The sequence below is a fragment of the Desulforhopalus glucosivorans genome (assembly GCF_054397165.1).
This window is the reverse complement of sequence record NZ_AP044854.1, coordinates 2,253,959-2,277,848: the sequence shown is the minus strand read 5'-3', so window position 1 is coordinate 2,277,848 and position 23,890 is coordinate 2,253,959. Positions and strand designations below refer to the sequence as shown.

At 42.9% G+C, this 23,890-nt stretch carries 15 protein-coding genes; 13 read left to right on the top strand and 2 right to left on the bottom strand.

Features of this window, described 5'->3' with window-relative positions; all coding sequences use genetic code 11:
* Positions 1 to 94 precede the first annotated feature (94 nt).
* The 13 genes from ACX6CI_RS09795 to ACX6CI_RS09735 all read left to right on the top strand — a co-directional run bounded on the left by ACX6CI_RS09795 (position 95) and on the right by ACX6CI_RS09735 (position 21,804).
* Positions 95 to 2,608, top strand: a complete 2,514-nt coding sequence (locus tag ACX6CI_RS09795; RefSeq protein ID WP_458777982.1) for an efflux RND transporter permease subunit — start codon at positions 95 to 97, stop codon at positions 2,606 to 2,608.
* 248 nt (positions 2,609 to 2,856) lie between these two features.
* Positions 2,857 to 4,743: a GNAT family N-acetyltransferase gene (locus ACX6CI_RS09790; RefSeq protein WP_458777981.1), complete on the top strand. Its 1,887-nt coding sequence runs from the start codon at positions 2,857 to 2,859 to the stop codon at positions 4,741 to 4,743.
* Positions 4,744 to 5,008: 265 nt separating this feature from the next.
* Positions 5,009 to 6,286, top strand: coding sequence for a spore photoproduct lyase family protein (locus ACX6CI_RS09785; RefSeq protein ID WP_458777980.1), 1,278 nt, complete (start codon positions 5,009 to 5,011; stop codon positions 6,284 to 6,286).
* A 260-nt stretch (positions 6,287 to 6,546) separates the two neighbouring features.
* Entirely contained in the window at positions 6,547 to 8,100 is a 1,554-nt protein-coding gene (locus ACX6CI_RS09780) for a sigma-54 interaction domain-containing protein (RefSeq protein ID WP_458777979.1), read from the top strand.
* 157 nt (positions 8,101 to 8,257) lie between these two features.
* Complete coding sequence (locus ACX6CI_RS09775; protein WP_458777978.1) at positions 8,258 to 9,052, top strand: substrate-binding periplasmic protein; 795 nt, start codon at positions 8,258 to 8,260, stop codon at positions 9,050 to 9,052.
* Between the two features lie 393 nt (positions 9,053 to 9,445).
* The gene (locus tag ACX6CI_RS09770) at positions 9,446 to 9,730 is read left to right on the top strand and encodes a hypothetical protein (RefSeq protein WP_458777977.1); all 285 of its coding nucleotides are present in this window, start codon (positions 9,446 to 9,448) and stop codon (positions 9,728 to 9,730) included.
* Positions 9,731 to 9,968: 238 nt separating this feature from the next.
* Positions 9,969 to 11,102: an efflux RND transporter periplasmic adaptor subunit gene (locus ACX6CI_RS09765; RefSeq protein ID WP_458777976.1), complete on the top strand. Its 1,134-nt coding sequence runs from the start codon at positions 9,969 to 9,971 to the stop codon at positions 11,100 to 11,102.
* 33 nt (positions 11,103 to 11,135) lie between these two features.
* Positions 11,136 to 14,285, top strand: a complete 3,150-nt coding sequence (locus ACX6CI_RS09760) for an efflux RND transporter permease subunit (RefSeq protein WP_458777975.1) — start codon at positions 11,136 to 11,138, stop codon at positions 14,283 to 14,285.
* Positions 14,286 to 15,686 (top strand): efflux transporter outer membrane subunit, encoded by a 1,401-nt coding sequence (locus tag ACX6CI_RS09755; protein ID WP_458777974.1) that lies wholly within the window; start codon positions 14,286 to 14,288, stop codon positions 15,684 to 15,686.
* A 223-nt stretch (positions 15,687 to 15,909) separates the two neighbouring features.
* Positions 15,910 to 18,081 (top strand): HAD family hydrolase, encoded by a 2,172-nt coding sequence (locus ACX6CI_RS09750; RefSeq protein WP_458777973.1) that lies wholly within the window; start codon positions 15,910 to 15,912, stop codon positions 18,079 to 18,081.
* Positions 18,074 to 18,916 (top strand): HAD-IIB family hydrolase, encoded by an 843-nt coding sequence (locus ACX6CI_RS09745; RefSeq protein ID WP_458777972.1) that lies wholly within the window; start codon positions 18,074 to 18,076, stop codon positions 18,914 to 18,916. Before ACX6CI_RS09750 ends, ACX6CI_RS09745 begins: the two co-directional genes overlap by 8 nt.
* Positions 18,913 to 19,791 carry a carbohydrate kinase family protein gene (locus ACX6CI_RS09740; protein WP_458777971.1) on the top strand — a complete coding sequence of 293 codons (879 nt, stop codon included), beginning with the start codon at positions 18,913 to 18,915 and terminating at the stop codon, positions 19,789 to 19,791. Before ACX6CI_RS09745 ends, ACX6CI_RS09740 begins: the two co-directional genes overlap by 4 nt.
* A gap of 60 nt (positions 19,792 to 19,851) precedes the next feature.
* Positions 19,852 to 21,804 carry an alpha-amylase family glycosyl hydrolase gene (locus tag ACX6CI_RS09735; RefSeq protein WP_458777970.1) on the top strand — a complete coding sequence of 651 codons (1,953 nt, stop codon included), beginning with the start codon at positions 19,852 to 19,854 and terminating at the stop codon, positions 21,802 to 21,804.
* A 61-nt stretch (positions 21,805 to 21,865) separates the two neighbouring features.
* Here the strand turns inward: ACX6CI_RS09735 and ACX6CI_RS09730 are convergent, their stop codons facing one another.
* Together ACX6CI_RS09730 and ACX6CI_RS09725 are read right to left on the bottom strand one after the other, a co-directional pair.
* Complete coding sequence (locus ACX6CI_RS09730; RefSeq protein ID WP_458777969.1) at positions 21,866 to 23,203, bottom strand: alpha/beta hydrolase; 1,338 nt, start codon at positions 23,201 to 23,203, stop codon at positions 21,866 to 21,868.
* A gap of 163 nt (positions 23,204 to 23,366) precedes the next feature.
* Positions 23,367 to 23,849 (bottom strand): glutathione peroxidase, encoded by a 483-nt coding sequence (locus tag ACX6CI_RS09725; protein ID WP_458777968.1) that lies wholly within the window; start codon positions 23,847 to 23,849, stop codon positions 23,367 to 23,369.
* Positions 23,850 to 23,890 lie beyond the last annotated feature (41 nt).

Genomic DNA, 23,890 nt, shown 5'->3' with positions numbered 1-23,890 from the left:
TCAGTTTGAATCATCAGATACATTGTGCAGTTGCGAGTCACCGGCAAAACTGGTGGTTTAATTCTTTGCTTAAATTACAGTACGAAGGGACATAATGGACAATAATTCGGGGAAGTTTGCTCGGTGGTATACGACTTGGGTTCTTAATAAACCCGTTTTGGCAATCGTGGTCCTCACTTTGATGGTGGGAGTGCTAGGTTACCAGGCTAGAAATTTTCGGATCGATGCCTCGACAGAGACGCTGTTGCTGGAAAATGATCAAGATTTACGTTATGCAAGAGAAGTCTCAAAACGATATGAGGGGCAGGACTTCCTACTGATTGCTTTTACTCCCAAGTCGGGCGAGTTGCTGGATCAAGAAAATCTTGAAACTATAACGAAATTACGGGATTCGTTTAACCAGCTTGAGTCGGTAGAGTCGGTCCTCACAATCTTAGATGTTCCACTACTTGAAAGTCCACCGGTATCTTTTACAGATCTTGCTAAGGGCGATATTCCTTCATTGGCATCTCCAACTATCGATAAAAAACTGGCAAAAATTGAGCTATCTGAAAGTCACTTTTATCGCGACCTGCTCGTTGATAGAGACATGCAGACCACGGCTATTATTGTTAACCTTAAGGCCGATCCAACCTCAATTGCACTTACCACCAGAAGAAATGAATTCCTCGATAAAAAGGCAGAAGGGCAACTCTCATCTGCAGAAGCCGCTGAATACGACCGCATAGTAAGTGAGATCAGAGACAGGCAGATTGTACTCAATACCAAACAACACGAAAATATAGAGGCCGTCAGGACTATAATGAATGGTAGTCGTGACAAGGGCAGGCTTTTCTTAGGCGGGGTCAGCATGATAGCTGACGATATGATCACCTATATCAAAAATGACCTGAAAATGTTCGGCATAGGTGTGTTTTTCCTACTGGCCTTGATGCTGGGAATATTCTTTAAGAGTAAACGCTGGATATTACTTCCCATGCTCTGCTGTTTTTTATCTGCTATCTCAATGATGGGGATATTGGGCGCGTTTGGCTGGGACGTTACAGTTATTTCATCTAATTTTATTTCTTTACAGCTCATCTTGACCCTGGCTATTTCAGTCCATTTAGTTGTCCGGTTTCGTGAGTATCAAGTGACACTCCCAGAAGCGGATAACCACACTCTGGTTGTAAAAACAATTCAATCCAAATTTATACCGTGCCTGTACGCAACTCTTACAACCATTGCAGGTTTTACCTCACTCATGATTTGTGACATAAAGCCGGTGATACACTTCGGTTACATGATGAGTCTTGGTATTGTTCTATCCTTGGCACTCACCTTTTTGTTGCTACCCGCATGTGCAATGCTCATGGATAAACCGGGTTTACCCAAGCAAAATAAATATATTACATTTTCATTCACCGGGTTTCTTGGTCGAATCACAGAGTCATACGGTAAAACAATTTTGCTCTTAACCTTAATCTTTACCATTTTAACGGTTGTTGGGGTCTCAAAGTTACGAGTAGAGAACAGTTTTATTGACTACTTTAAGGAGTCGACAGAAATTTATCAGGGAATGAAAATCATCGATCAAAAGCTCGGTGGAACAACACCTCTCGACGTTATTGTTCAGTTTGAAACATATGAAGATGATAAGGATGATGCAGCGTTTGATGATTTTCAGGAAGAAGACGATTTCTTTGCTGATGAAGAGGAGGGCGCAAAGGATGCTGCTGGTAAGTATTGGTTTATGGATGAACGTCTGGAGGTAGCTGAAAAAGTACACGATTATCTTGATAACAGACCAGAAATTGGAAAAGTACTGTCTCTTGGGACGCTGTTGAAAATAGGTCGTCATATTAACGACGGAAAGTCGTTGGATAGTATAGATATGGGAGTTCTGTATCAAAAACTACCTGAGGAATATGAAGGGTTAGTATTAAAGCCGTATGTCTCTTTTGAGAATAATGAGCTTCGTTTTTCAGTACGAATTAAAGATTCGATGAAATCCCTACAAAGAGACAAACTACTTAAGGAAATTAAGTACGACCTCGTTCATAAACTTGGCTTGGAAGAAGATAAGGTCCACTTGTCAGGAGCTATGATCCTCTACAACAATATGCTCCAAAGCCTGTTCTCATCACAAATTAAGACCTTGGGAGTTGTGGTTATCGCCTTACTCCTCATGTTTTTGGTTTTGTTCAGGTCTCTGAAAATTGCTCTTATCGGCTTATTCCCTAATCTGTTGTCAGCGGGTGCCGTGCTGGGAATGATGGGGTGGTTGGATATCCCTCTGGATATGATGACCATTACAATCGCAGCAATCAGTATTGGAATTGCGGTTGATAACACTATCCATTATATCCATCGTTTTAAGGAAGAAATTGAGATAGATGGTGATTACTACGCTTCTCTTCACCGCTGTCACCACTCAATCGGGCATGCTATGTACTATACTTCTATGATTATTATAGTTGGCTTTTCGATCCTGATGCTCTCTAATTTCTTACCTACTATTTATTTTGGTCTCTTTACCGGTCTTGCAATGTTTATCGCGTTAATTACTGCCTTGACCCTGCTGCCGCAGTTGTTGATTTTGTTTAAGCCCTTTGAAGGTATAAAGTAAAAGTATACAGAAGCAGCCAGCTCTTGAACTCCAGGAGCTGGCTGTTTTCTTTTTGCAATATTCTCCTAATTTCCCCCCTGATTTTGTAATACACTCCCAGGTATATTGCTTTAATTTCCTCCCATCCAACCGATAGTCACGGACGTTTCAAAAAGTATAGATGCTTTTGAAAAACTATGATATTGTAATTAACGTGAACGTTAACGTAATTATTGTGAAACCACAATTAAAAGCAAACGGAGCAGGATATGACACAATCCAAGTACTGGGCAGATGCGTATCTGGAAAAACGGGTAGACGCTGAAAAAGCTATTCAGAAAATTCGCTCTGGGCATCGGGTATTTATCGGCTCAGGCTGCGGGGAACCCCAGGCGCTTGTGCAGCAACTCGCTCTGAAATCAAATAATTTTAGTGGACTGGAGATTGTTCGTTTACTTGGTCGGGAAACTGCGTCCCTTGCCGCCATTGCAGATAAAACCCAGGATACCAATCTTAATATCAGAACCATCTATCTTGGAGGGGCGAATTCAAGAAATCTGGCCAAACAAAAACGCTTTATTACCCCAATGAATATGTCCGATGCGCCGAGTCTTTTTACCACAAGAAAACTCCCACTGAATATCGCGTTGATTCAGGTTTCCCCACCGGATGATTTTGGTTGGATGAGCCTTGGTATTTCCGTTGATGTGACCTTGGCTGCGGCAAGATCGGCAAGTTTTGTTATAGCCCAGGTGAATCCGAAAATGCCGCGAGTGATGGGTAAAAGCTTTATCCATGTAAATGATGTTGATTTACTTGTTGAACATGAAGAGGATCTTTTGGAAATACTACCGGACAAGGTCTCATCTGAAGTGGCACAACAGATAGGTAATCATGTTGCCAAACTGGTAGAGGATGGTTCAACCCTGCAAATAGGCCTTGATGCAGTCTCCCAGGCTACAGTACAAACCCTATCGAATAAAAACGATCTTGGCGTCCATTCGCAGTTTCTTACCGACAGCATTATGCAGTTATACGCCAGAGGAAATATTACAAATAAGAAAAAAGGGCTTAATGAAGGGAAGATGGTTGCCTCGATGGCCGTTGGAACCCCAAATCTTTATGAATTCCTCGACGATAATGCAGCTGTCGAGTTTCACCCATCAGATTATGTCAATGACCCCTTTGTAATCTCTCAACATAACCGAATGATCTCTATCAATGTTGCAAGTAAGATGGATCTTACAGGCCAGGTTACTGCACAGGCATCTGCATCAACTAGGTTTGCAGGCGTTTCTGGTATTCCGGATTTTGTTCGTGGGGCAAGGCGCGCACCTGCAGGTAAATCAATCATTATGCTTTATTCAACCAGGGGGTTAAAAGATAGTCTGGAGTCGAGCATTGTTGCCACCTTCAACGATGACCCAGTCGTTGTTCCACGGGGTGATGTTCACTATATCGTCACTGAATATGGCTGTGTTAATCTGTTTGGAAAGAGTCTTCAGGAGCGTGTAATCGCAATGATTAGCATAGCGCATCCAGACTTTAGAGAATCCCTTTTGGAGGATGCCAAGGAGCTAGGATTTATTGACACTGAAAGGACACTGGGAGAAGCATCACGGGCGGTTTATCCCATACGTCTGGAAGAAACCCTGGAGTTCAATGGGCAAAAAGTCACTATCCGTCCTGCTAAACCAGTTGATGATCGTCAAATTCAGGAACACTATTACACCCTATCCAAAGATGATGTGCTGATGAGGTTTTTTAGCGAGAAAACTATTTTTGCACGGGCAGATATGAAAAATCGCTCTCACATAGATTATATAAATGATTTGACCCTGGTTGCTGTGGCTGGAGATGTCGATTTTGGACGGATTGTGGCAGTAGCAGAGAGTTTGAAACTTACCGGTGATAACATGGCCGAGGTGGCTTTTTCTGTCAGCGAAGATTTCCAGGGAAAAGGCCTGGGAACTATATTTATGAAAAAACTTGCAGAAGCAGCGAGGGAAAATGGTTTTGCAGGTCTTGTCGCTTACACAATCCCTACGAATAAGGCGATGGTTAATCTCTTTAAAACATTGCCTTACAAGGTTACCATAGACCATGAAGATGGTGACCTGTTACTACATTGCCGCTTCAATGAACTTGCCAATTAATCCAACCACACGCAAGGTACCTTCAATCGTATCATAAAAAATTGAAGTAGGGCTTATCAGTCCTGCTTTTACTTCTGATCACTTTCTGCATTGCTCTATAAAAGCGGATAATAGGCCGGTCAAAAAAATCTTCTGATTTCAAATGGAATTTTTTGCGGGCGATACTATATTAGTGCATGAGTTTTCTTACTGGAAGTCATACATCCTAAAGATGTTTGAATTATAATGCTTTTTAGCCAGGGCCTGCTTAGGGCGATTTGAAGTAATGAAACAGACTAAATTTGATTCAATCCCCCTATTTGAAAAGCTTGACATAGAGCAGCAGGAATGGCTCACTTTGCTTGCAGAAAATTGGCTGCTTTCCTATCAGCAGCTGAGGATGATCACCGAATACTGTGCGGATATGGTGTGTTGGAATGCCGGTTCGCCTGAGCAATTTTATATTCCGGATGCAGTTGCGAAGGCACGGGGGAAGAAAGCTGCTGCAATAATCTTTCAGCAGATAAAGGCCGGGTATGACAAGGTCAAAAATAGGGAGAAAGTCTACGACAGCAAGATCCCAGCAAATACTGGAGAAAGAAAGTTCCCGGCAGAGCAGCTGGTAGAGACTCCTCTTAGCGGCAATATCATGGGAATGTGTCCTGTTGCATCAGAGAAAACCAGGTGCTGTAATCTTAAAACTCTTGATGCGGTCCAGCAATGTGGTTTTGACTGTAGTTACTGTTCTATTCAGTCGTTCTATCATAATAATCAGGTGCGCTTCATTAAAGATATTGACTTGCACCTCGAACAGTTGGACCTGGATCCCGATCAAATATATCATATTGGAACAGGCCAATCCTCCGACTCCCTGATGTGGGGAAATAGGTTTGGTTTACATAAGTCTCTCCAGCATTTTGCTGAAAAACATCCTAACGTAATTTTGGAGATGAAATCTAAAAGTGGTCGGGTTGAATATTTTCTTGAGCATCAACCACCTCCCAATATGGTTTTTACCTGGTCGCTTAATCCACCGATTGTAATCAGCCATGAAGAAAAAGGTGCGGCAGGTCTCGATAAACGATTAGAAAGTGCCAGATTACTTGCAGATAAAAACAGCCCAGTTGGTTTTCATCTGCATCCAATGGTGTGGTATGAAGGGTGGCAGAACGACTACAGGGACATTGTCTCCAGGTTAACCGAAATGTTTAAACCGGAAGAGGTGGTTATGATTTCTTTAGGAACGCTTACATTTATTAAGCCTGTCCTAAAGCGTATTCGACAACGTTTTCTGAGTAGCTCAATCTTACAGATGCCCATGGAAGAGATTGGTGGTAAGCTTAGCTACCCATTTGATATTAAAAAAGATCTATTTTCTACTGTGTATAATGCCTTCCCTGATAATTGGAAGGAGAAGGTCTTTTTTTACATGTGTATGGAAGACGAGAGTTTGTGGCAACCAGTTTTTGGCAGAGTATATGCGACTAATGAAGAATTCGAAGCGGATATGCTAGGCAGTTATATGAAAAAAATTGAATCTATACAGAGAAAGGATAGCATGTAATCGGTTGTATTTTTCAAGCGTCTCGAATTTGAACGAATCACCTAATTTTTCAAAGCACCGTCTAGTGATTGTATCAGTTGTAAGGATGTTAAAGCCAATAGAGCCACTTGCAAAAGTGTCTTTGCGCCCAATATCTTCGTTTTGTTCAAAATTTTATCACAGGAATATTAACGATATGCCTGTGGTAAAATTTTCACAGGCCTTGATCTTGGACGAAAATCCTATTTTTGCAAAAGGCTCAATAGATAAGGAAATATGAGATGCAAAATAGTGATATGGCTTTTTTTCACAAGGCCACAAAAATTATCTGTGGCAGCTTAGATCTCCATAAAGTTTTGCAATTAACGTTAGATTTTTTCAAGCATTATATGCCTGTAGATAGTGTTGGTATGAGTATTTACGACTCTAGGACTCAAACCATTGTTAACATAGCATCCGTTGGAACACCTGACATGCAACTACCTACTACGCCTGTAAATCTTTCAAGTGAAGCTGTTATAGCAATGGAGAATGAAGGTGATGGCGCTTCCGAAATTTTAAATCGGCTGAAAGACGATGTTTTGGGCCGTATTGTCTTAGAAAAAATGGATGTGAAAGAGGTGTCTGTTCTTGTTCTCAAGCTTGTCGTTGATGACCAAAAATTAGGTGTCCTTGCTTTTGCTGCCAGGGGACATGATAAGTATAGCAAGGAACATGAACGGCTTCTAAAACTTGTTCATGATCCTGCGGCGATTGCATTGTCAAATCATCTACAGCACAAGGAAGTCTTAAAGCTCAAAGAGCTGTTAGAAGACGATAATCAGTACCTGAACCGGCAATTACATCGTATTGCAGGAGATGAAATTATAGGTTCCGATTTTGGTTTAAAGCATGTAATGGAAATGGTCAGACAAATCGCTCCCCAAAAAAGTTTGGTTTTGCTCATGGGAGAAACTGGGGTTGGCAAGGAGGTCATTGCCAATGCAATACACTACTCATCTCCCAGAGCAGGTGGACCTTTTATAAAAGTTAATTGTGGTGCGATACCCGAATCCTTAATTGATAGTGAACTGTTTGGTTATGAAAAAGGTGCCTTTACAGGGGCCTTGTCCCTTAAAAGAGGTTTGTTTGAAAGGGCGGATAAAGGAACTATTTTTTTAGATGAAATAGGCGAGTTGCCACAAACAGCCCAGGTACGTCTGCTTCGGGTTTTACAAAATAAAGAGATAGAAAGGGTGGGCGGGAACAGTCCAATTCCTGTGGATATACGTGTTATAACCGCTACCCATAGAGATCTGCCTCAAATGATTGATCAGGGACAATTCAGGGAGGATCTTTGGTTTAGGCTTAATGTTTTTCCAATTACGATTCCTCCTTTGCGTCAGAGAAAGTCAGATATTCTTGCTCTAACCCAATATTTCTTAGAGAAAAAGGGACAGGAAATGAATTTGCGCAAGCAACCAGTTCTGGCTCCTGGGGCCCTTGATAGACTCCAAGCCTACCACTGGCCGGGAAACGTTCGCGAGCTTGAAAATATTGTTGAACGCACAATTATTCGCAATATGCTTGAAACTCCAAGCAGAGATTTAGAGTTTAGTAGCCTGGACTCGACTTCACCTATCAATCAAAAACAGGTTGAACATAATAAGCCCAAGGGGCCTATTTTGCTTGATGATGTTACCAGACAACATATATTGGAAGTCCTTAAAATGGCTGATGGCAAGGTGAAAGGTAAAAATGGAGCAGCAACTCTATTGGGAGTGAACCCATCCACCCTTAGAAATAAGATGCAAAAATTGAACATTCCCTATGGGCGAGATGTAAAGGTGGGCTGAGATGTGCCATGTTTTTACTGTCGTTTATTATTGATAGCAGTAATCTTCAACTTTTCTATCAGGATAAATCGTTCAAGGGGATGGCAAAATAGTGTTATATGTTATTACACATCGTCCTTTACTTACATTAACCCTTTCATGCAACAATGAGGTGAACTTGAGAAATATCTTTCTTGTGTCAGCTTTATGCCTCATATTGGGGATTTCATCAGGGGTAAATGCTGATGAAACTATCAAGACAATTACCTTTGGATATACCCCATGGAAGCCTATATATTACCTTTCGAAAGATGGTGAACCTCGAGGTATTTATGCTGAGATACTGGAGGAAATATTCGAAAAGAAATTGGGTTACAAGGTCGTTTTTAAAACTTTTCCCTGGAAAAGGTGTCAGAAGTACCTTGAGCTTGGAAAGATTGATTTTACAATCATGATGCCATCAGAAGAGCGGCTAAAGTACTCCGATAAATCTCAAAACGTGTTCTACGATTTTTATCTCCATGTATTCACGTACGAAGGCCATCCTCTCATTGAAAAGATAGAAAAAATACGAACTGTTGATGACATAAAACGTCTCGAAATTATACCTGTGACAAATGCAGGGAACGGTTGGCATAAAAAAAATATAGATGCCTATGGTATTCAAACAATATATTTGAATAGGGAATCACAAATCTTTCCATTTCTTTCCCTCAAGCGTGCAGATATTATAATAGACGTATTGGCTCCAAGCCTTGATGTGATAAGAGAGCACAATTTACAAGACTCAATTCAGGTTACTGCAGCAAGGTTCGGACCTACAAGTATGCACTTGATGATGAGCAAGCTTTCAAAGCATAGAAAGTTACTTCCAGCTATCGACAAAGCGTTTGGTGAGCTTAAAGCGAACGGGGATATCAGGCGTATAGTGGATAAATATGAGAGGAACGATGATTTTAAAAGTGTAGAGTAACTGATTTACTTTTTTTCTGCCTAGTGGTTCATGTCTCCCTGTAAAGTTACGCCATTTCCAGGAAGAGGGATGCACTACGGTACTTTCGATAAATTATTCTCTCAAAGATTGTGGCGCAATGAGAGAAGCAACACTCTTTTCCCCGGTTTTATTTCCTTATGTGAGTCCTGTGTGCCGTATATGGCACTTATTTGTTGAAGGTGTGATATGTGACACCTGTTCAGGTGCCATATATCACACATTTCTAGATGTCTTTTGCTTAAGTAACTGAAAGTAATAGTATGTTAATAGTGGCACGATATTCGCTTAACTCTTTTGAATAAAATTTCGTTGTACTTTGGTTCAGTCAAAGATGGTTGAGCAACAGTGCATTATTTGAGAAAAGGAGAAGTGATGTCCATAGTAGAAATCATCTCGCTAAGGGGAACAACTACCCTGTCAGAAGAATTCTGTAGGACGTTAATGTCAAGGGTACACGATCAGAGAAAACAAACTTCTCAACCCGAGATCAAAACCTATCGGATGAAAAATGTAGAGAGTGATGTGAGTTTTCACCTCATCTGGACGTCCACAGATATCAAGTGGGAGAAAAGTGATTTTGGGGTAAGCCTTGCACGTTATCTTAAAGAATTTGGTCTAGTATCCCACTCTGTATGGCAACAACTTCAACCAGTTTAACAAGATAAGTCAACCAATGAGAGGATAAAATGTCTTACAATAATATATCCAGCCCCATGGTTATGAAGTTCTTCGATAACATAAAAGACGGCGTGCAACTGGCCGCGAGTATGCTCTTGTTAGCAACAATAGTCGTTTGGTTCAGTAATGAAGACACGTAATCTCGCGGGTAATTGATTTTCCAATCATAGCAAAATTTTGGCGTAATTATATCCATTAAAATATCAGGACACTTAACATGACGAAAAAGACCTTTTTATGCAGCCTAGCCATTATCATACTGTTTATGATAAGCGCTGAACCCGTTTTCGCAGCAAAAGACGATGGGCAACCGCAGCAACAAGCCCCTCGTGCGGTTCCCGTTTCAGCAATTAAACTTGAAGCAACCAAAATTCAACTCACTCAACATCTTCCTGGACGTTCAGTGGCTTATAAGGTATCGGAAATCAGGCCGCAGGTTACAGGTATTATTACTAAACGATTGTTTACTGAAGGTAGTATGGTAAAGCAGGGGCAACAGCTTTATCAAATAAACCCAGCACCTTACCAGGCTGTTTATAACAAGGTGAAAGCGGATCTGTTGCGTGCTGAAGCAAACCTTGCGTCAATATCTGCCAAAGAGTCGCGTTATCGTGAATCGCTTAAGGTGAGCGTGGTCAGTGAACAGGATTATGATGATGCTAAAGCTGCTCTACTCGATGCAAAGGCGTCAGTTGCAATTGCTCAAGCTGCTATTGAGTCTGCTGAAATTGATTTGAACTACACCAAGGTATATTCACCAATTAGTGGACAGATTGGTAAGTCAAGCTACACTGAAGGTGCCCTTGTTACCGCAAATCAATCCAATCCTCTTGCAACGGTAACCCAACTTGATCCAATTTATGTGGATATGCAGGAAGCTCGGAAAAAAGTCATAAGTCTTCGTAATAAATCAAAAAATACCGATAAGGTAATGGTTTCCCTGGATTTGGGTGATGGTTATATTTATCAGCACCAGGGGCAATTCCAATTTTCTGATGTAACTGTTAGCCCCACAACCTCAAGTATTGAGCTTCGCGCCATCTTCCCAAATCCGGATCAGCTTATTTTCCCTGGCCTTTTTGTACGAGCAACCCTGCTCCTTGATACTGTTGATGCCATAATCATCCCGCAAAAGGCTGGGATTCTTGGATCAGGTGGACAAATGAGAGCATGGGTGATCGATAATAATAAGACTGCTCAACTGGTCCCCATTGTCGCCAGGGAACGCCATGAAAATAACTGGATTGTGACTGAAGGTCTTAATGTGGGTGATACTATAATTACAGAAGGTTTTCAGAAGCTTCGTCCCAATACACCAGTTGTTGTTACCCCTGCCGCAAATAACAATTAATAGAAAGGCTCCCTATTATTAAAAGGACACAATATGTCTCGTTTCTTTATTGATCGACCGGTCTTTGCATGGGTGCTTGCTATCCTGACTATGCTGGCCGGCGTAATCACAATTAAATCTATGCCCATTGAGCAGTATCCTGCGGTGGTTGCTCCACCACAGGTTACCATAAGCGCTTTTTATCCCGGTGCCTCTGCTACTACAATTGAAAATAGTGTTACACAGGTAATTGAGCAGAGCCTGACAGGTATTGACAATCTTCGTTACTTCAAATCAACCAGTGATTCTTCGGGGCTTGTTACTATTACTGTCACCTTTGAGCCGGAAGCGGATGCTGATATTGCCCAGGTACAGGTGAATAATAAGGTTCAGACGGCAACACCTCTTCTCCCTGCTTCAGTACAGGCACAGGGTGTTGTTGTAGAAAAATCGTCAGCAAGTTTCCTCTTTGTCGTATCTTTTTTCTCAACAGATGGGGAGATGACCCAGGGGTACCTCTCTGATATTGTAGCATCAAGTATTAAAGATACCGTTTCCCGCTTACCGGGTGTAGGTAGTGTACAGGCCTTTGGCGATCCTTATGCTATGCGTATTTGGCTCGACCCAAATAAACTTTATAGCTACCAGCTTACCACTAATGAGGTTATCCAGGCTATTAGTGAGCAGAACATTGATGTATCTGCAGGGCAAATTGGAGGTCTTCCAGCAGTAAAAGGCCAGGAAATTAACGCCACTGTTCTGGCACAGTCCCGCCTTAAAACGGTGGAAGAATTTGAAAGCATAATTCTGCGTGTTGATACAGATGGGTCTCAGGTTCGCCTCCGCGATGTCGCAAGCGTTGCCCTTGGGGAAGAAAATTATTCAGCCATCGTGCGATATGTTGGGCGACCTGCTACTGGTCTTGGAATTAGCCTTGCCACGGGCGCTAATGCTCTTGAAACTGCAGAAGTTGTTAAAGCTAAAATTGCTGAACTTGCCGAGTTCTTACCTGAAGGTGTTGAGTATAGTTTTCCCTATGACGCAACGCCATTTATTGAGATCTCCATTGAGAGTGTTTTTCATACACTGATTGAGGCCATTATTCTGGTTTTTCTAGTAATGTTTCTCTTTCTTCAGAATTTTCGGGCCACACTTATTCCGACACTTGCAGTACCGGTTGTACTCCTTGGTACCTTTGCCATCCTCAATGTTTTCGGTTTTACCATCAATACGCTCACCATGTTTGCTGTGGTGCTTGCTATTGGACTACTGGTGGATGATGCCATCGTTGTTGTGGAGAATGTTGAACGTGTTATGAGTGAGGAGGGGATCTCACCCCTTGAGGCAACCAGAAAATCAATGGATCAGATTACCGGGGCTCTCGTTGGTATTGCCATGGTAATATCTGCTGTATTTGTTCCCATGGCCTTTTTCAGTGGCTCGGCCGGTGCTATCTATAGACAGTTTTCCATTACGATTGTCTCTGCAATGACTCTGTCGGTTTTAACCGCAATTGTTTTCACCCCAACCCTTTGTGTTACTCTGCTTAAACCTGTGAAGAAGGGGCATGTAGAAAAAACCACCGGATTTTTTGGTTTATTTAATAAATACTTCAATAAATCAAGGGATGGATTTCATTCTTCTACGGGGTATATGGCTGGGAGGATGAAGAGATCTCTTGTGGTTTACGGTCTAATTTGCGCTGGTCTCTTTTTTATGTTTCAAAAAATCCCCACCGGTTTTCTACCGGATGAGGATCAGGGTGTACTGTTTTCCATGGTTTCAACTCCGGCTGGTGCGTCTATTGAACGAACAGTTGAGGCGATGGAATTTCTTGAAAAGTATTTATTAGAAAAAGAAGATGCTAATGTTAAAGAATTCCTGACAGTCAGTGGCTTCTCCTTTGCTGGAAATGGCCAAAATGCCGGTATGGGTTTTATTATGCTAAAGGATTGGGACAGTCGTACAAATCCCGATCAATCCATGGAGGCCATTGCCGGACGTATCATGGGCGCTATGGCACCGTACAAAGATGCTCTGATTTTTTCCTTTTATCCTCCTCCGATTCTTGCTCTTGGTAATGCCTCTGGTTTTGATTTTCAGCTTATTGACCAGACAGGTCTTGGCCATGAACAATTAATGGCCGCGAGGAATCAACTCTTGGGTGCGGCCAGCCAAAACCCGAAACTTGTGGGTGTTCGTCCTAATGGACTTAATGATGTACCGCAGTATCAACTTGATGTAGATATGGAAAAGGCGCGGGCTCTTGGGGTTTCCATTAGTGAGATTAACTCAACCTTGAACACTGCATGGGGGTCGAGTTATGTAAACGATTTTATTGATCGCGGCCGAATCAAGAAGGTGTATGTTCAAGGTGATGCCATCTACCGTATGCAGCCAGATGATATTAATAAATGGTATGTGAAAAACGGGCTTGGTGAGATGGTTCCCTTTGCAAGTATCGTCAACGCATATTGGACCTATGGTTCCCCTCGTCTTGAACGATTTAATGGTAATTCTTCAATGAATATTCAGGGAGCGCCAGCCCCGGGTGTAAGCACGGGTGAGGCCATGGCGGAGATGGAAAAAATTGCAGGGACTCTGCCCAGCGGAATCAACTATGCATGGACGGGTCTTTCCTATGAGGAAAAGCTTTCAGGCTCCCAGGCTGGCGCACTGTATGCGATATCTCTTATCATTATTTTCTTAAGCCTTGCAGCACTCTATGAAAGTTGGGCCATTCCATTTTCAGTGCTCTTTGTGGTGCCGCTAGGTGTTGTGGGGTCTATTATAGCCACCTCTGTTTTTGGTCTGAGTAACGATATTTATTTCCAGGTAGCGCTTCTTACCACAGTTGGTTTATGTGCCAAGAATGCAATTCTAATTGTTGAATTTGCAAAAGAGCTACACGATGGTGGTATGGACGTACTTGAGGCCGCTACCACCTCTGCAAAATTGAGGTTTCGACCTATTATTATGACCTCTATGGCATTTACCCTTGGTGTTCTACCTCTTGCTAAGTCAACAGGAGCAGGTTCTGCTTCTCAGAACGCCATTGGTATTGCGGTGATTGGCGGTATGATTACTGCGACATTTGTTGCGATATTTTTCGTACCCCTCTTTTTTGTGTTGTTTGAAAAACTCTCTCAATTACGTAGTAAAAAATCGCCTCAATTGGCTCAGCAAACTGATGAAGGAAAATAGATGAAAAAACAATATCTTACTCTACTTCTGGGGTGTAGCTTGCTTTCGTCATGCGCTTTTGCGCCAGACTATAAACAACCCCAGGATATGACGCTGCAAACCTGGAATGAGGTTTCAGACATAAAAGAATCAGCAGGTACTGAGGTTACACTTGCAAGTGATATCCCCTGGAAAGAGTTTTATAAATCAGAAGAGCTACAGACTGTTATCTCACTCGGTCTTGAAAACAATAAAGACCTGCGAACGGCAATTCTTAATATTGATAGAGCGCGCGCAACCTATGATATAGAAAGAGCAGACCTGTATCCCAAGGTAAATGGTGATGCTGCTGCTGATCTTCAGGGGTATTTTGACGGCGAGTCCACTTCTGAGCTGTATCGTGTGGGACTTGCCGTACCTTATTATGAACTTGATTTCTTTGGACGCATCAAGAGTCTGAGTGATGTTGCGTTAAATAGTTACCTGGCGACTGAAACGGCACAACAAAGTCTGACCATATCGCTTATTTCGGAAATTGCTGTGACCTATCTGCAGCTCGTGACCGATATGGAAAACTATAATCTGGCAAAGGATACATTGGCTGCCCAAAACAAAAGCTATGATCTTATTAAGAAAAGCTATGATTTTGGTCTTTCAACAAAGCTTGATCTTGCACAGGTCAGTATTTCAGTTGAAACCGCTCGGGCTGATCTTTTTCGGTTTCGTCGTTTAGTTCAGCTTGATAAGAATGGCCTTGTTTTATTATTAGGTGTGCGTGATACGTCAGGAATCCCGCTCAAGGATAATTTAGGGAGTGTTGCACTGCTGCAGGACCTCCCCGTCGGTCTACCATCAGAGGTGCTGCTGAAACGACCAGACATTAAACAGGCTGAATATGTTCTTCGTGGTGCTGGAGCTAATATTGGAGCTGCGCGGGCAAATTTTTATCCACGGATAGCCCTCACCGGTTCCGTCGGTTTTGCAAGCGAAAACCTTGGTGATCTTTTTGAAGGTGGGGGCTGGACCTTTGGGCCTTCGTTTTCCCTGCCTATTTTTAATGCAGGGCTTAATAAATCGACCCTTAAGGTTGCCGAAATAGATCAGGAAATTGCAGTTACAGCCTATGAAAAAACTGTGCAGACAGCTTTTCGTGAGGTCGCAGACGAGCTCGCAGCCTATGAAACTCTTGGCAAGCAACTTGAGGCAGAGAGGATGCTTGTGGCTGCAACCCAGGATAGCTATGACCTCTCTTTTAATCGGTACCGTCAGGGAATCGACAACTATTTAAATGTTCTGGTTGCCCAGCGAGACCTCTTTACGGCCCAGCAAGGTGCCATTGAGACCCAAAGGCAACAACTCGTCAATCAGATCAACTTATATAAGGTTCTTGGCGGTGGTTTAGCCATAGAGGAGTTGGAGTAGCGCTCATCTTATCTGACTCTTAATGCTCAACAAATGAACACAGTCACCCGTTGACTGTTACCTGAATTACCTGAAAAAATGCCCGCCAGATATGTCTGAGCGGGCATTTTTTTTTAAAGTATTGATTTTGCCATGTAATGTCGATAGGTTTCACTGTCAGGTAATGTGTTTGGCTTTAAAGGAGTTAATGCTGAAAAAATAGAGGAATAAACAAGGCGACTCAATGATTCAAAAAACAGATGGACTGTATATTGTACTGTTAAGCATACACGGTTTGATTCGTTGGAACGATTTGGAGTTAGGCCGAGATTCAGATACGGGGGGGCAGACCCTCTATGTCGTCGAGCTGGCCCATGCCTTAGCCCGACTTCCAGGTATTGCTAAGGTGGATCTGATTACCCAGCGTGTTGTGGATGAAAATGTCTCTGATGACTATGGACAGCAGATAGAAAAATTCTCTGATAGTCTTCGAATAGTGCGTATTGATGCCGGACATGAAGGGTATCTTGTTAAAGAAGAACTCTGGGATCACCTGGATTTTTTCACGGATAACCTTGCTGAATTCTTTCGTGAGAATGACTGCTTTCCAGATATCATACACAGCCACTATGCTGATGCTGGCTATGTCGGCTCAAGGCTTGCACGTTTACTCGGAGTCCCTCAAATTCATACCGGTCATTCCCTTGGCCGGGTTAAACGCAGTCGACTTCTTGCAAGTGGACTGAGTGCAGGTGAAATTGAGACCCGCTTTAATATGAGCAGGCGTATTGAGGCTGAAGAACTGACACTTGCCACTGCAGAAAGGGTAATCACTAGTACCCGGCAGGAAATTGCTGAGCAATATGAGTTATATGACCACTATCAGCCGGATCAGATGAGGGTCGTTCCACCGGGCACCGATCTGAATGAGTTCACTCCGTCGACAGGTGAAGAATTAACAACACCATTTTTTGATGAACTGACAAGACATTTGAAAAATCCCAAGAAACCAATTGTTCTTGCTCTTTCAAGGCCGGATAGTCGTAAAAACATCGTTGCTCTTATTGAAGCCTTTGGTTTATCTGCGGAGCTTCAAAAACTTGCTAATCTCATAATAATTGCAGGGAATCGGGATGATATAGATGAGTTGGAAGACAGTGCCCAGGAGGTATTCTACGAATTACTGGTAGCAATAGATCGTTACGATCTCTATGGTACGGTTACCCTGCCTAAGCATCACCGCCGGGATCAGGTATCGATGATTTACCGGATAGCAGCAGCCTCCGGTGGTGTTTTTGTCAATCCAGCACTCACAGAGCCATTTGGCTTAACACTTATCGAGGCGGCAGCATCTGGTTTACCCATTGTGGCCACAGAAGATGGTGGTCCCCGTGATATTATTGGCAACTGTAATAATGGTTTTCTTATTGATCCGTTGGAGCCAAAAACCATATCTGAAGCCTTAATTAAACTTTTAGGAAATAAATCGTTATGGCAGCAATACTCCAGGGATGGCCTTTCTGGAGTTAAAGAAAACTACTCCTGGGATGCCCATGCCAAACGTTATTTCACAGTGGTGAAACCCATTGCCGAAAGGTCAGAGGAACTTTTACGCATACCAGTTAAACCCCGTGCCGGTCTCTATCGTGATCGTGCTATTGTCAGTGATCTTGACCATAACCTGATTGGTAAGGACCAATCCCTTCGAGAGCTGGCCACTGTTCTAAGGGTCAATCGAACCAGCAGTTATTTCATCATTGCAACAGGGCGGAGGCTTGATTCTGCTCTTAAATTGATGAAAAAACATAAAATCCCTGAACCGGATGTGCTTATCACCAGCAGCGGTACGGAGATCTATCACGCACCAAAACTAGTCGCTGATAAGGCGTGGGCAAAACATATTGATTATCAGTGGTCTCCCCGTAAAATCAGGTCCCTTCTGCTTGATATGCCAGGCCTTAAAAGTCAGCCCCTTGTTAATCGGAGTAGTTTTAAGATCAGTTATTATATTGATCCTGAGAAGGTTGATGTCGAGGAGATTAAACAGTTACTGCACCGTGAGGAATTATCCTTCTTCATCCAAACGGCGTTTGGCCAGTTTCTTGATATTCTTCCCCTCAGGGCCTCAAAGGGGATGGCTCTGCGTTATGTGGTTGAACAATTATGCCTCCCACTGGAATCTGTCTTTGTGGCCGGCGGATCTGGGGCTGATGAAGATATGATGCGTGGTAATACACTCGCTGCTGTGGTTGCTAACCGCCATGAAGAAGAGTTGTCCCAGTTAGACGATATAGATAGGATCTATTTTTCAAAACGTCCTAATGCAGGGGGGATTCTGGAGGCCCTTGAGTATTATGATTTTTTCGGTAGCTGTAAAGATCCCATGGAAATAGCTGGGAGTGAAGGAAGTGAATAAATTACTCATTTGTACCGACATGGATCGGACCATTATCCCCAATGGATCTCAGCCCGAACACCCCATGGCAAGGGATACTTTTAGACAGATGTGTCACCTGCCTGAGGTTGAACTTGTGTATGTTACCGGGCGACATCTGCAGTTGGTGGAAGACGCCATAGAAGAGTACAGCCTGCCCATACCTGCCTATGCAATTACAGATGTGGGGAGTAAAATTTACGAAAATACGAACGGTGACTGGCAGGAGATGTCTTCCTGGCAGGAGCAAATTTCAAGAGACTGGCGTGGAAAAAGTCATGTTGAGCTAAAGAAACTTCTCAGTCACTTTACTGATCTTACGTTACAGGAAGAGACTAAACAGAGTGACTATAAACTGAGCTATTATCTCCCAATGGGTAGTGACCATGAAAAGATTGTAGGTTTGGCTGCGAGAGAGCTTGAAGTGTGTGGTGTCTTGGCAAGTTTAGTTCTGAGTATTGATGAGCAGGCCGAGGTTGGACTCTTGGATATCCTTCCTCGAAATGCCACGAAACTGCACGCAATTTTGTTTTTGCAACAACAACTGGGATATGATTTATCAAGAACAATCTTTTCAGGGGATAGTGGTAACGACCTGCTGGTTCTAGGTAGCCATGTTAATTCGATTTTAGTTGCTAATGCCCACCCGGAGATACAAAAGCAGGCAGTAGAGTTGGCAAAAGAAAATGGTAATGTGGACTCTCTCTATCTGGCGCAGGATACTACGTATAGCCTTGGTGGCAATTATTCAGCAGGGGTTGTGCAGGGAGTTGTACACTACATACCTGAAGTGGGTAAAAGGTTGGAGCTGAAATGAGTGAAATGAATAAAATTTATATTGTAGGCGAAGTCCTGTATGACTGTTTTCCAGACGGGCAGTCGGTACTTGGTGGCGCTCCTTTTAATTTGGCCTGGCATCTTTATGCACTGGGAGATAACCCTCATTTTATCTCAAGAGTTGGAAGGGATGAATATGGCACACAGGTGCTGGAGGCAATGAAACAGTGGGGGATGGATATATCCGGCATACAGGTGGATGAAGAGTATCCCACCGGCCAGGTTGAGGTAATAATTAAGGATAATGAGCCGAGCTATAATATAGTAAATAACAGCGCGTATGATTTTATATCGGCAGAAGAGTTACCTGAGAAGGTGATGGATGGAATCTTATATCACGGTAGCCTCTCTTTACGTAACGAACCTTCTCGAAAGGCTTATGAAAAACTCATCAAAAATAAGGGTTTGCAAGTTTTTTTCGATGTGAATTTACGTTCGCCATGGTGGAAGAGGGAAGAACTATATCGAATGCTTGAAAGTGCCCATTGGGTCAAGATGAACATGGATGAGTTGCAGTTGCTTGCTTCCAGGAGTGCAGATGTCAAAGACCTGATGAGTGAGGTTCAGTCCAAATATGAGATAGAACAACTTATTGTTACCCAGGGAGAAGAGGGCGCACTTGTCAGAACAGCGGCAGGGGAGTTGTATCACCAGATCCCTGACAAGGTTGCTCGGTTTGTCGATACTGTGGGGGCAGGGGATGCCTTTAGTTCCATGTATATTCATGGCCTACAAAAACGGTTGTCCGTTGATAGTAATCTTCAACAGGCACAAAAATTTGCTGGCAAGGTTGTGGGGCTCAGAGGTGGAACGACCAGTGATCTTGAATTCTATCAGGAATTTATTACCCCATAAGGTAGTTAGTGGAATCTACAGGCAGTAGTTACCAGAAACGTCAGATTAGAAAGGTAGAGTATGTACGAACAGGTTTCCCACACGCTTCTTAATAAGATTCTCAATGGCATTAAGCCTGAGATTTCAGAACAGGATCTTCGCTATTTTTATACTAGGCTGGGGGCCAATTTCTATGGTATCCATGGTCTGTTTCAAAAATTATATGGGGATCGTGACGATTTTGCAGAGCAGGCGCAAAAGCTTGTGGAAGCAATGGCCATGCAGTATATCAAACGGCCGGAGAACCTTCGTGCACTCGATCTAGCCCGGGAAAGAAATTTCAACTGGTTTCTCAGCCAGCAGCTCGTTGGTATGGCACTCTATTGCAAGGGGTTTGCCGGTAATCTGGCTAATTTGAAGGAACGCCTCAATTATTTTCAGGAATTAGGGGTGAATCTGGTGCATGTAATGCCAATCATGCGCTGCCCTGAAGGCAGTAGTGATGGGGGCTATGCTGTTAACGATTTCAGGGAAATTAATCCTGAGCTTGGCACCTTAGAAGATGTGCAGGCCTTAGCTGCCGAGATGAAGCAGCGGGATATCTTTCTAGTCCTTGATGTCGTTGTAAATCACACCTCAAATAAGCACTACTGGGCCGAGCAGGCCAAGGCGGGCAATAAGAAGTTTCAGGATTACTACTACTGCTTTGAGAATCGAAATGTTCCCGATATGTTCGAGCAGAGTATGCCTGAAATTTTTCCTGAAACTGCGCCGGGTAACTTTACCTGGGATGAAGAGATGAACCGCTGGGTGATGACGGTCTTTAACGACTTTCAGTGGGATCTCAACTACAGTAACCCCTCTGTCTTCATTGAGATGCTCAATATTATTCTCTTTTGGGCCAACCAGGGCGCTGATATCCTGCGACTTGATGCGGTCGCCTTTCTCTGGAAGAAGATCGGCAGCACCTGTCAGAATGAACGGGAAGCACACCTTATTCTGCAACTCTTAAAAGATTGTTGTCAGGTTACGGCCCCAGGCGTCGTTTTTATTGCTGAGGCCATTGTTGCCCCTGTGGAGGTGATTAAATACTTCGGAGAAGATGCAGTTATCGCTAAGGAATGTGAGATTGCCTACAATGCTACCTTTATGGCTCTTTTGTGGGATGCGGTGGCCACAAAGAATACTCGTTTACTGAACCAGGGTATCCAGAGTCTTCCTGTTAAACTCGATGGTGCCACATGGCTTAATTATGTACGTTGCCATGATGATATAGGTCTTGGGTTTGATGACATGGATATCCTTCTCTGTGATTATCAACCAGGAGAACATAGGAAATTTCTGATCGATTATTTTACCGGGAAATTTGATGTCTCCCATGCCCGTGGTCTGCCTTTCGGTGAGAATCCAAAGACTGGTGATGCCAGGATTTCAGGGTCTCTTGCCTCTCTTGCAGGACTTGAGTATGCACTTGAGAGCGGAGATAGTGTCGCGATTAACGACGCCATAAAACTGATCTTGTTGCTCCATGGGATGATCCTCTCTTTTGGTGGTATTCCACTCCTCTATTATGGTGATGAAACAGGAACCCTCAACGATGATTCCTATAAGGATGACCCGTATAAAAAAGGGGATACGAGATGGGTTCACCGCCCGTCCATAGATTGGGAGAAGGCAGAGCAGCGGAATATCCCAGGTACGGTTGAATATCAAATTTTTAGTGCTCTTAAGCGGATGATTGCCGTACGTAAGGAAATTGATGTTTTTGCAGATTTTAATAATCGTGAACTGATCGACGTGGAAAATCCACACCTTTTCGTCTTTGGCAGGTATCACATCCATCAACCTACAGAACAGGTTCTGGTGGTTGCAAATTTTAGCAATAAGCCCCAACATTTAAATCTTGAAGACCTTGGCCAGTGGAAAACAAGGTACCGGTCTCTTGTGGATTTATACAGAGGAGAAAGCCCGGATGTTTTTAAAAACAGTCTTGTGATTCCGGGCTATAGTTTCTATTGGTTGACTGAGAGATAGTCACTGGTTGTACGGGGTGATTCATTGCTGTATTTTTGTTGGTTTATTTTCTAAAAGTCGGTCACCACTGACCTTCGAGTTCAGCTTTTGCGGCAGCTCTTATTTGATTGGGGTAGTCACTGGGGAGATACCAGATACTGTCCTGATCTGCAGGGGTAAGACCTCTTCGGGCCGGTGGGAGGTCCGTTCGCATTAGAAAGATAATATCACTGCTCATCCATGGGTGCCTGTACCAGTAGTGATGGCCGACAATATCAAAGCCTCGCAATTCCTGTCCGATTGAAACATCGATGATTTCAACATTATCCAGTTTGTTTTCAGCTATAAACTTTCTTTCAGTGGCCTCAGCTTCCGATGACCCGGTTCTGTACGTACCACCCATAAATCGTTGCGCAGCTTGCAAGGCATTATCTGAGTCACTAATTGTGATGACGACCTGTTCAGCTATTTCACTTATTGAGAATATTCTATCGATAAAGACATCAACCTGAACATCCGCTGCGGCAAATACAGCGGAGCCAATTCTCAGTTTTTCTTTCAACTCTTTTGCGTTTAATTCTACATATTCCTGGCGCAATTCATGTAAGGCTTTAGAGGCAACTTTACCCCCTGCGCTATATGATAACAGGTTGATTTGTTCAGCCGTTGTGTATTTTGATAGCAGGAGCAGAAGATCTCTTAGTGCGGTGCTGGACTGATTAGCCCGTTTTACGTCTGTTCGCATCAGATAGTGGAATATATCCTGATGAGAAGGCCAGGCAAAGGCTATTCCCACAAAGTCTCTTCCTGCGAAGTGGTCGACTTCGGCGGTTAAAATCACAGAATTAGCAAAATCCACCTTGGTGCCATGGACATAGAGCATAATCTCTTTATCATTGGCCGCGGCAAGGCTGGCGTTAATTTTATTAAAAAAATCTGATAGTTCAGGAGTCAGTTCAATATCTTTAACAGAACTGTTAACTTTCATGGAGCTATCTAAGGTAATATTGTCAACGGTTATAGGGAGAGTAGAGCTTGTATCAATTGAAAGGGAGGCGTTATATAATTCATCCCATGTTGTTTCCGGGTGTCCTAGTTGAACTGTCACAGTTCCAAAGTGAAGTGATGTATCATATGTGTTCCCATAACTCAGTTTCTGCTTTTTGTTTTCGGGGCCTCGGTTGGTGACATAAAAGATTTCCGACTTTGTGCTTTTTTGATCATCCCTGAGGTGTTTGAATGGGTCAACTTCGGCGTCACTGTAAATGACCGGGGTAGGCATAAGTAATAACTGTGGCTTGGAGCAGCCAGATAGCAGCACTAGTAGAGAAATAGTCAGGCAAAAGCACCATGCTCCAAGATACTGTTGTAAGGGGCCTATTTTGTTTGTTTCGTCTGATCTGAAATATTGTATTAACATATGAACGGGTTACGTTGAAATGATGTCTAATTTTAAATAAATATCTTTTTTGAGTGAAAAGGCACTTTTAAGAATCATCTTCTATGAAGATAGACGAGTGTTGTTGGTGCTGTTACGGTTCTCCCCGTAACCTTTGGGGATGAAGCAGTAAACAAGCGTTTTCCTATTCTAGCAGTTGGATAATGTCATTTTCCATTTCAGATATTTTTTTAGCTGAAGCGTAACGTTTTAAGACTTCGCCTTTTTGATTAATCAGGAATTTGGTGAAGTTCCACTTTATGGCTTCACTGCCAAGAATACCCGGGCACTGTGTTCTTAGGTGTTTATAAAGAGGGTGGGCGTTGTTACCGTTAACTTCAATTTTGGCAAACATTGGAAATGTAACACCATAATTAAGTCGGCAAAAATTCAAAATATCTTCTTCTGAACCGGGTTCCTGTCCAGCAAATTGATTGCACGGGAAGCCGAGTATTACAAGACCCTGATCCTTATATTTTTGATATAGTTCTTCAAGTCCAGCATACTGGTTGGTAAAACCACATTTACTGGCGACGTTCACAACAAGTAAAACCTTCCCTGTATATTGTGAAAGAGTTGTTACCGTTCCATCGATTGTAGTGACTTCGATCCCATAAATGTCCTGCATAGAGTGCTCCTTTACGGTCGTTGATATATCTAAAATATGAT

Coding starts and splice junctions, on each gene's coding strand:
- ACX6CI_RS09795 (WP_458777982.1), top strand. CDS start 95: ATGGACAATAATTCGGGGAAGTTTGCTCGGTGGTATACGACTTGGGTT.
- ACX6CI_RS09790 (WP_458777981.1), top strand. CDS start 2,857: ATGACACAATCCAAGTACTGGGCAGATGCGTATCTGGAAAAACGGGTA.
- ACX6CI_RS09785 (WP_458777980.1), top strand. CDS start 5,009: ATGAAACAGACTAAATTTGATTCAATCCCCCTATTTGAAAAGCTTGAC.
- ACX6CI_RS09780 (WP_458777979.1), top strand. CDS start 6,547: ATGCAAAATAGTGATATGGCTTTTTTTCACAAGGCCACAAAAATTATC.
- ACX6CI_RS09770 (WP_458777977.1), top strand. CDS start 9,446: ATGTCCATAGTAGAAATCATCTCGCTAAGGGGAACAACTACCCTGTCA.
- ACX6CI_RS09765 (WP_458777976.1), top strand. CDS start 9,969: ATGACGAAAAAGACCTTTTTATGCAGCCTAGCCATTATCATACTGTTT.
- ACX6CI_RS09760 (WP_458777975.1), top strand. CDS start 11,136: ATGTCTCGTTTCTTTATTGATCGACCGGTCTTTGCATGGGTGCTTGCT.
- ACX6CI_RS09755 (WP_458777974.1), top strand. CDS start 14,286: ATGAAAAAACAATATCTTACTCTACTTCTGGGGTGTAGCTTGCTTTCG.
- ACX6CI_RS09750 (WP_458777973.1), top strand. CDS start 15,910: ATGATTCAAAAAACAGATGGACTGTATATTGTACTGTTAAGCATACAC.
- ACX6CI_RS09740 (WP_458777971.1), top strand. CDS start 18,913: ATGAGTGAAATGAATAAAATTTATATTGTAGGCGAAGTCCTGTATGAC.
- ACX6CI_RS09735 (WP_458777970.1), top strand. CDS start 19,852: ATGTACGAACAGGTTTCCCACACGCTTCTTAATAAGATTCTCAATGGC.
- ACX6CI_RS09730 (WP_458777969.1), bottom strand. CDS start 23,203: ATGTTAATACAATATTTCAGATCAGACGAAACAAACAAAATAGGCCCC.
- ACX6CI_RS09725 (WP_458777968.1), bottom strand. CDS start 23,849: ATGCAGGACATTTATGGGATCGAAGTCACTACAATCGATGGAACGGTA.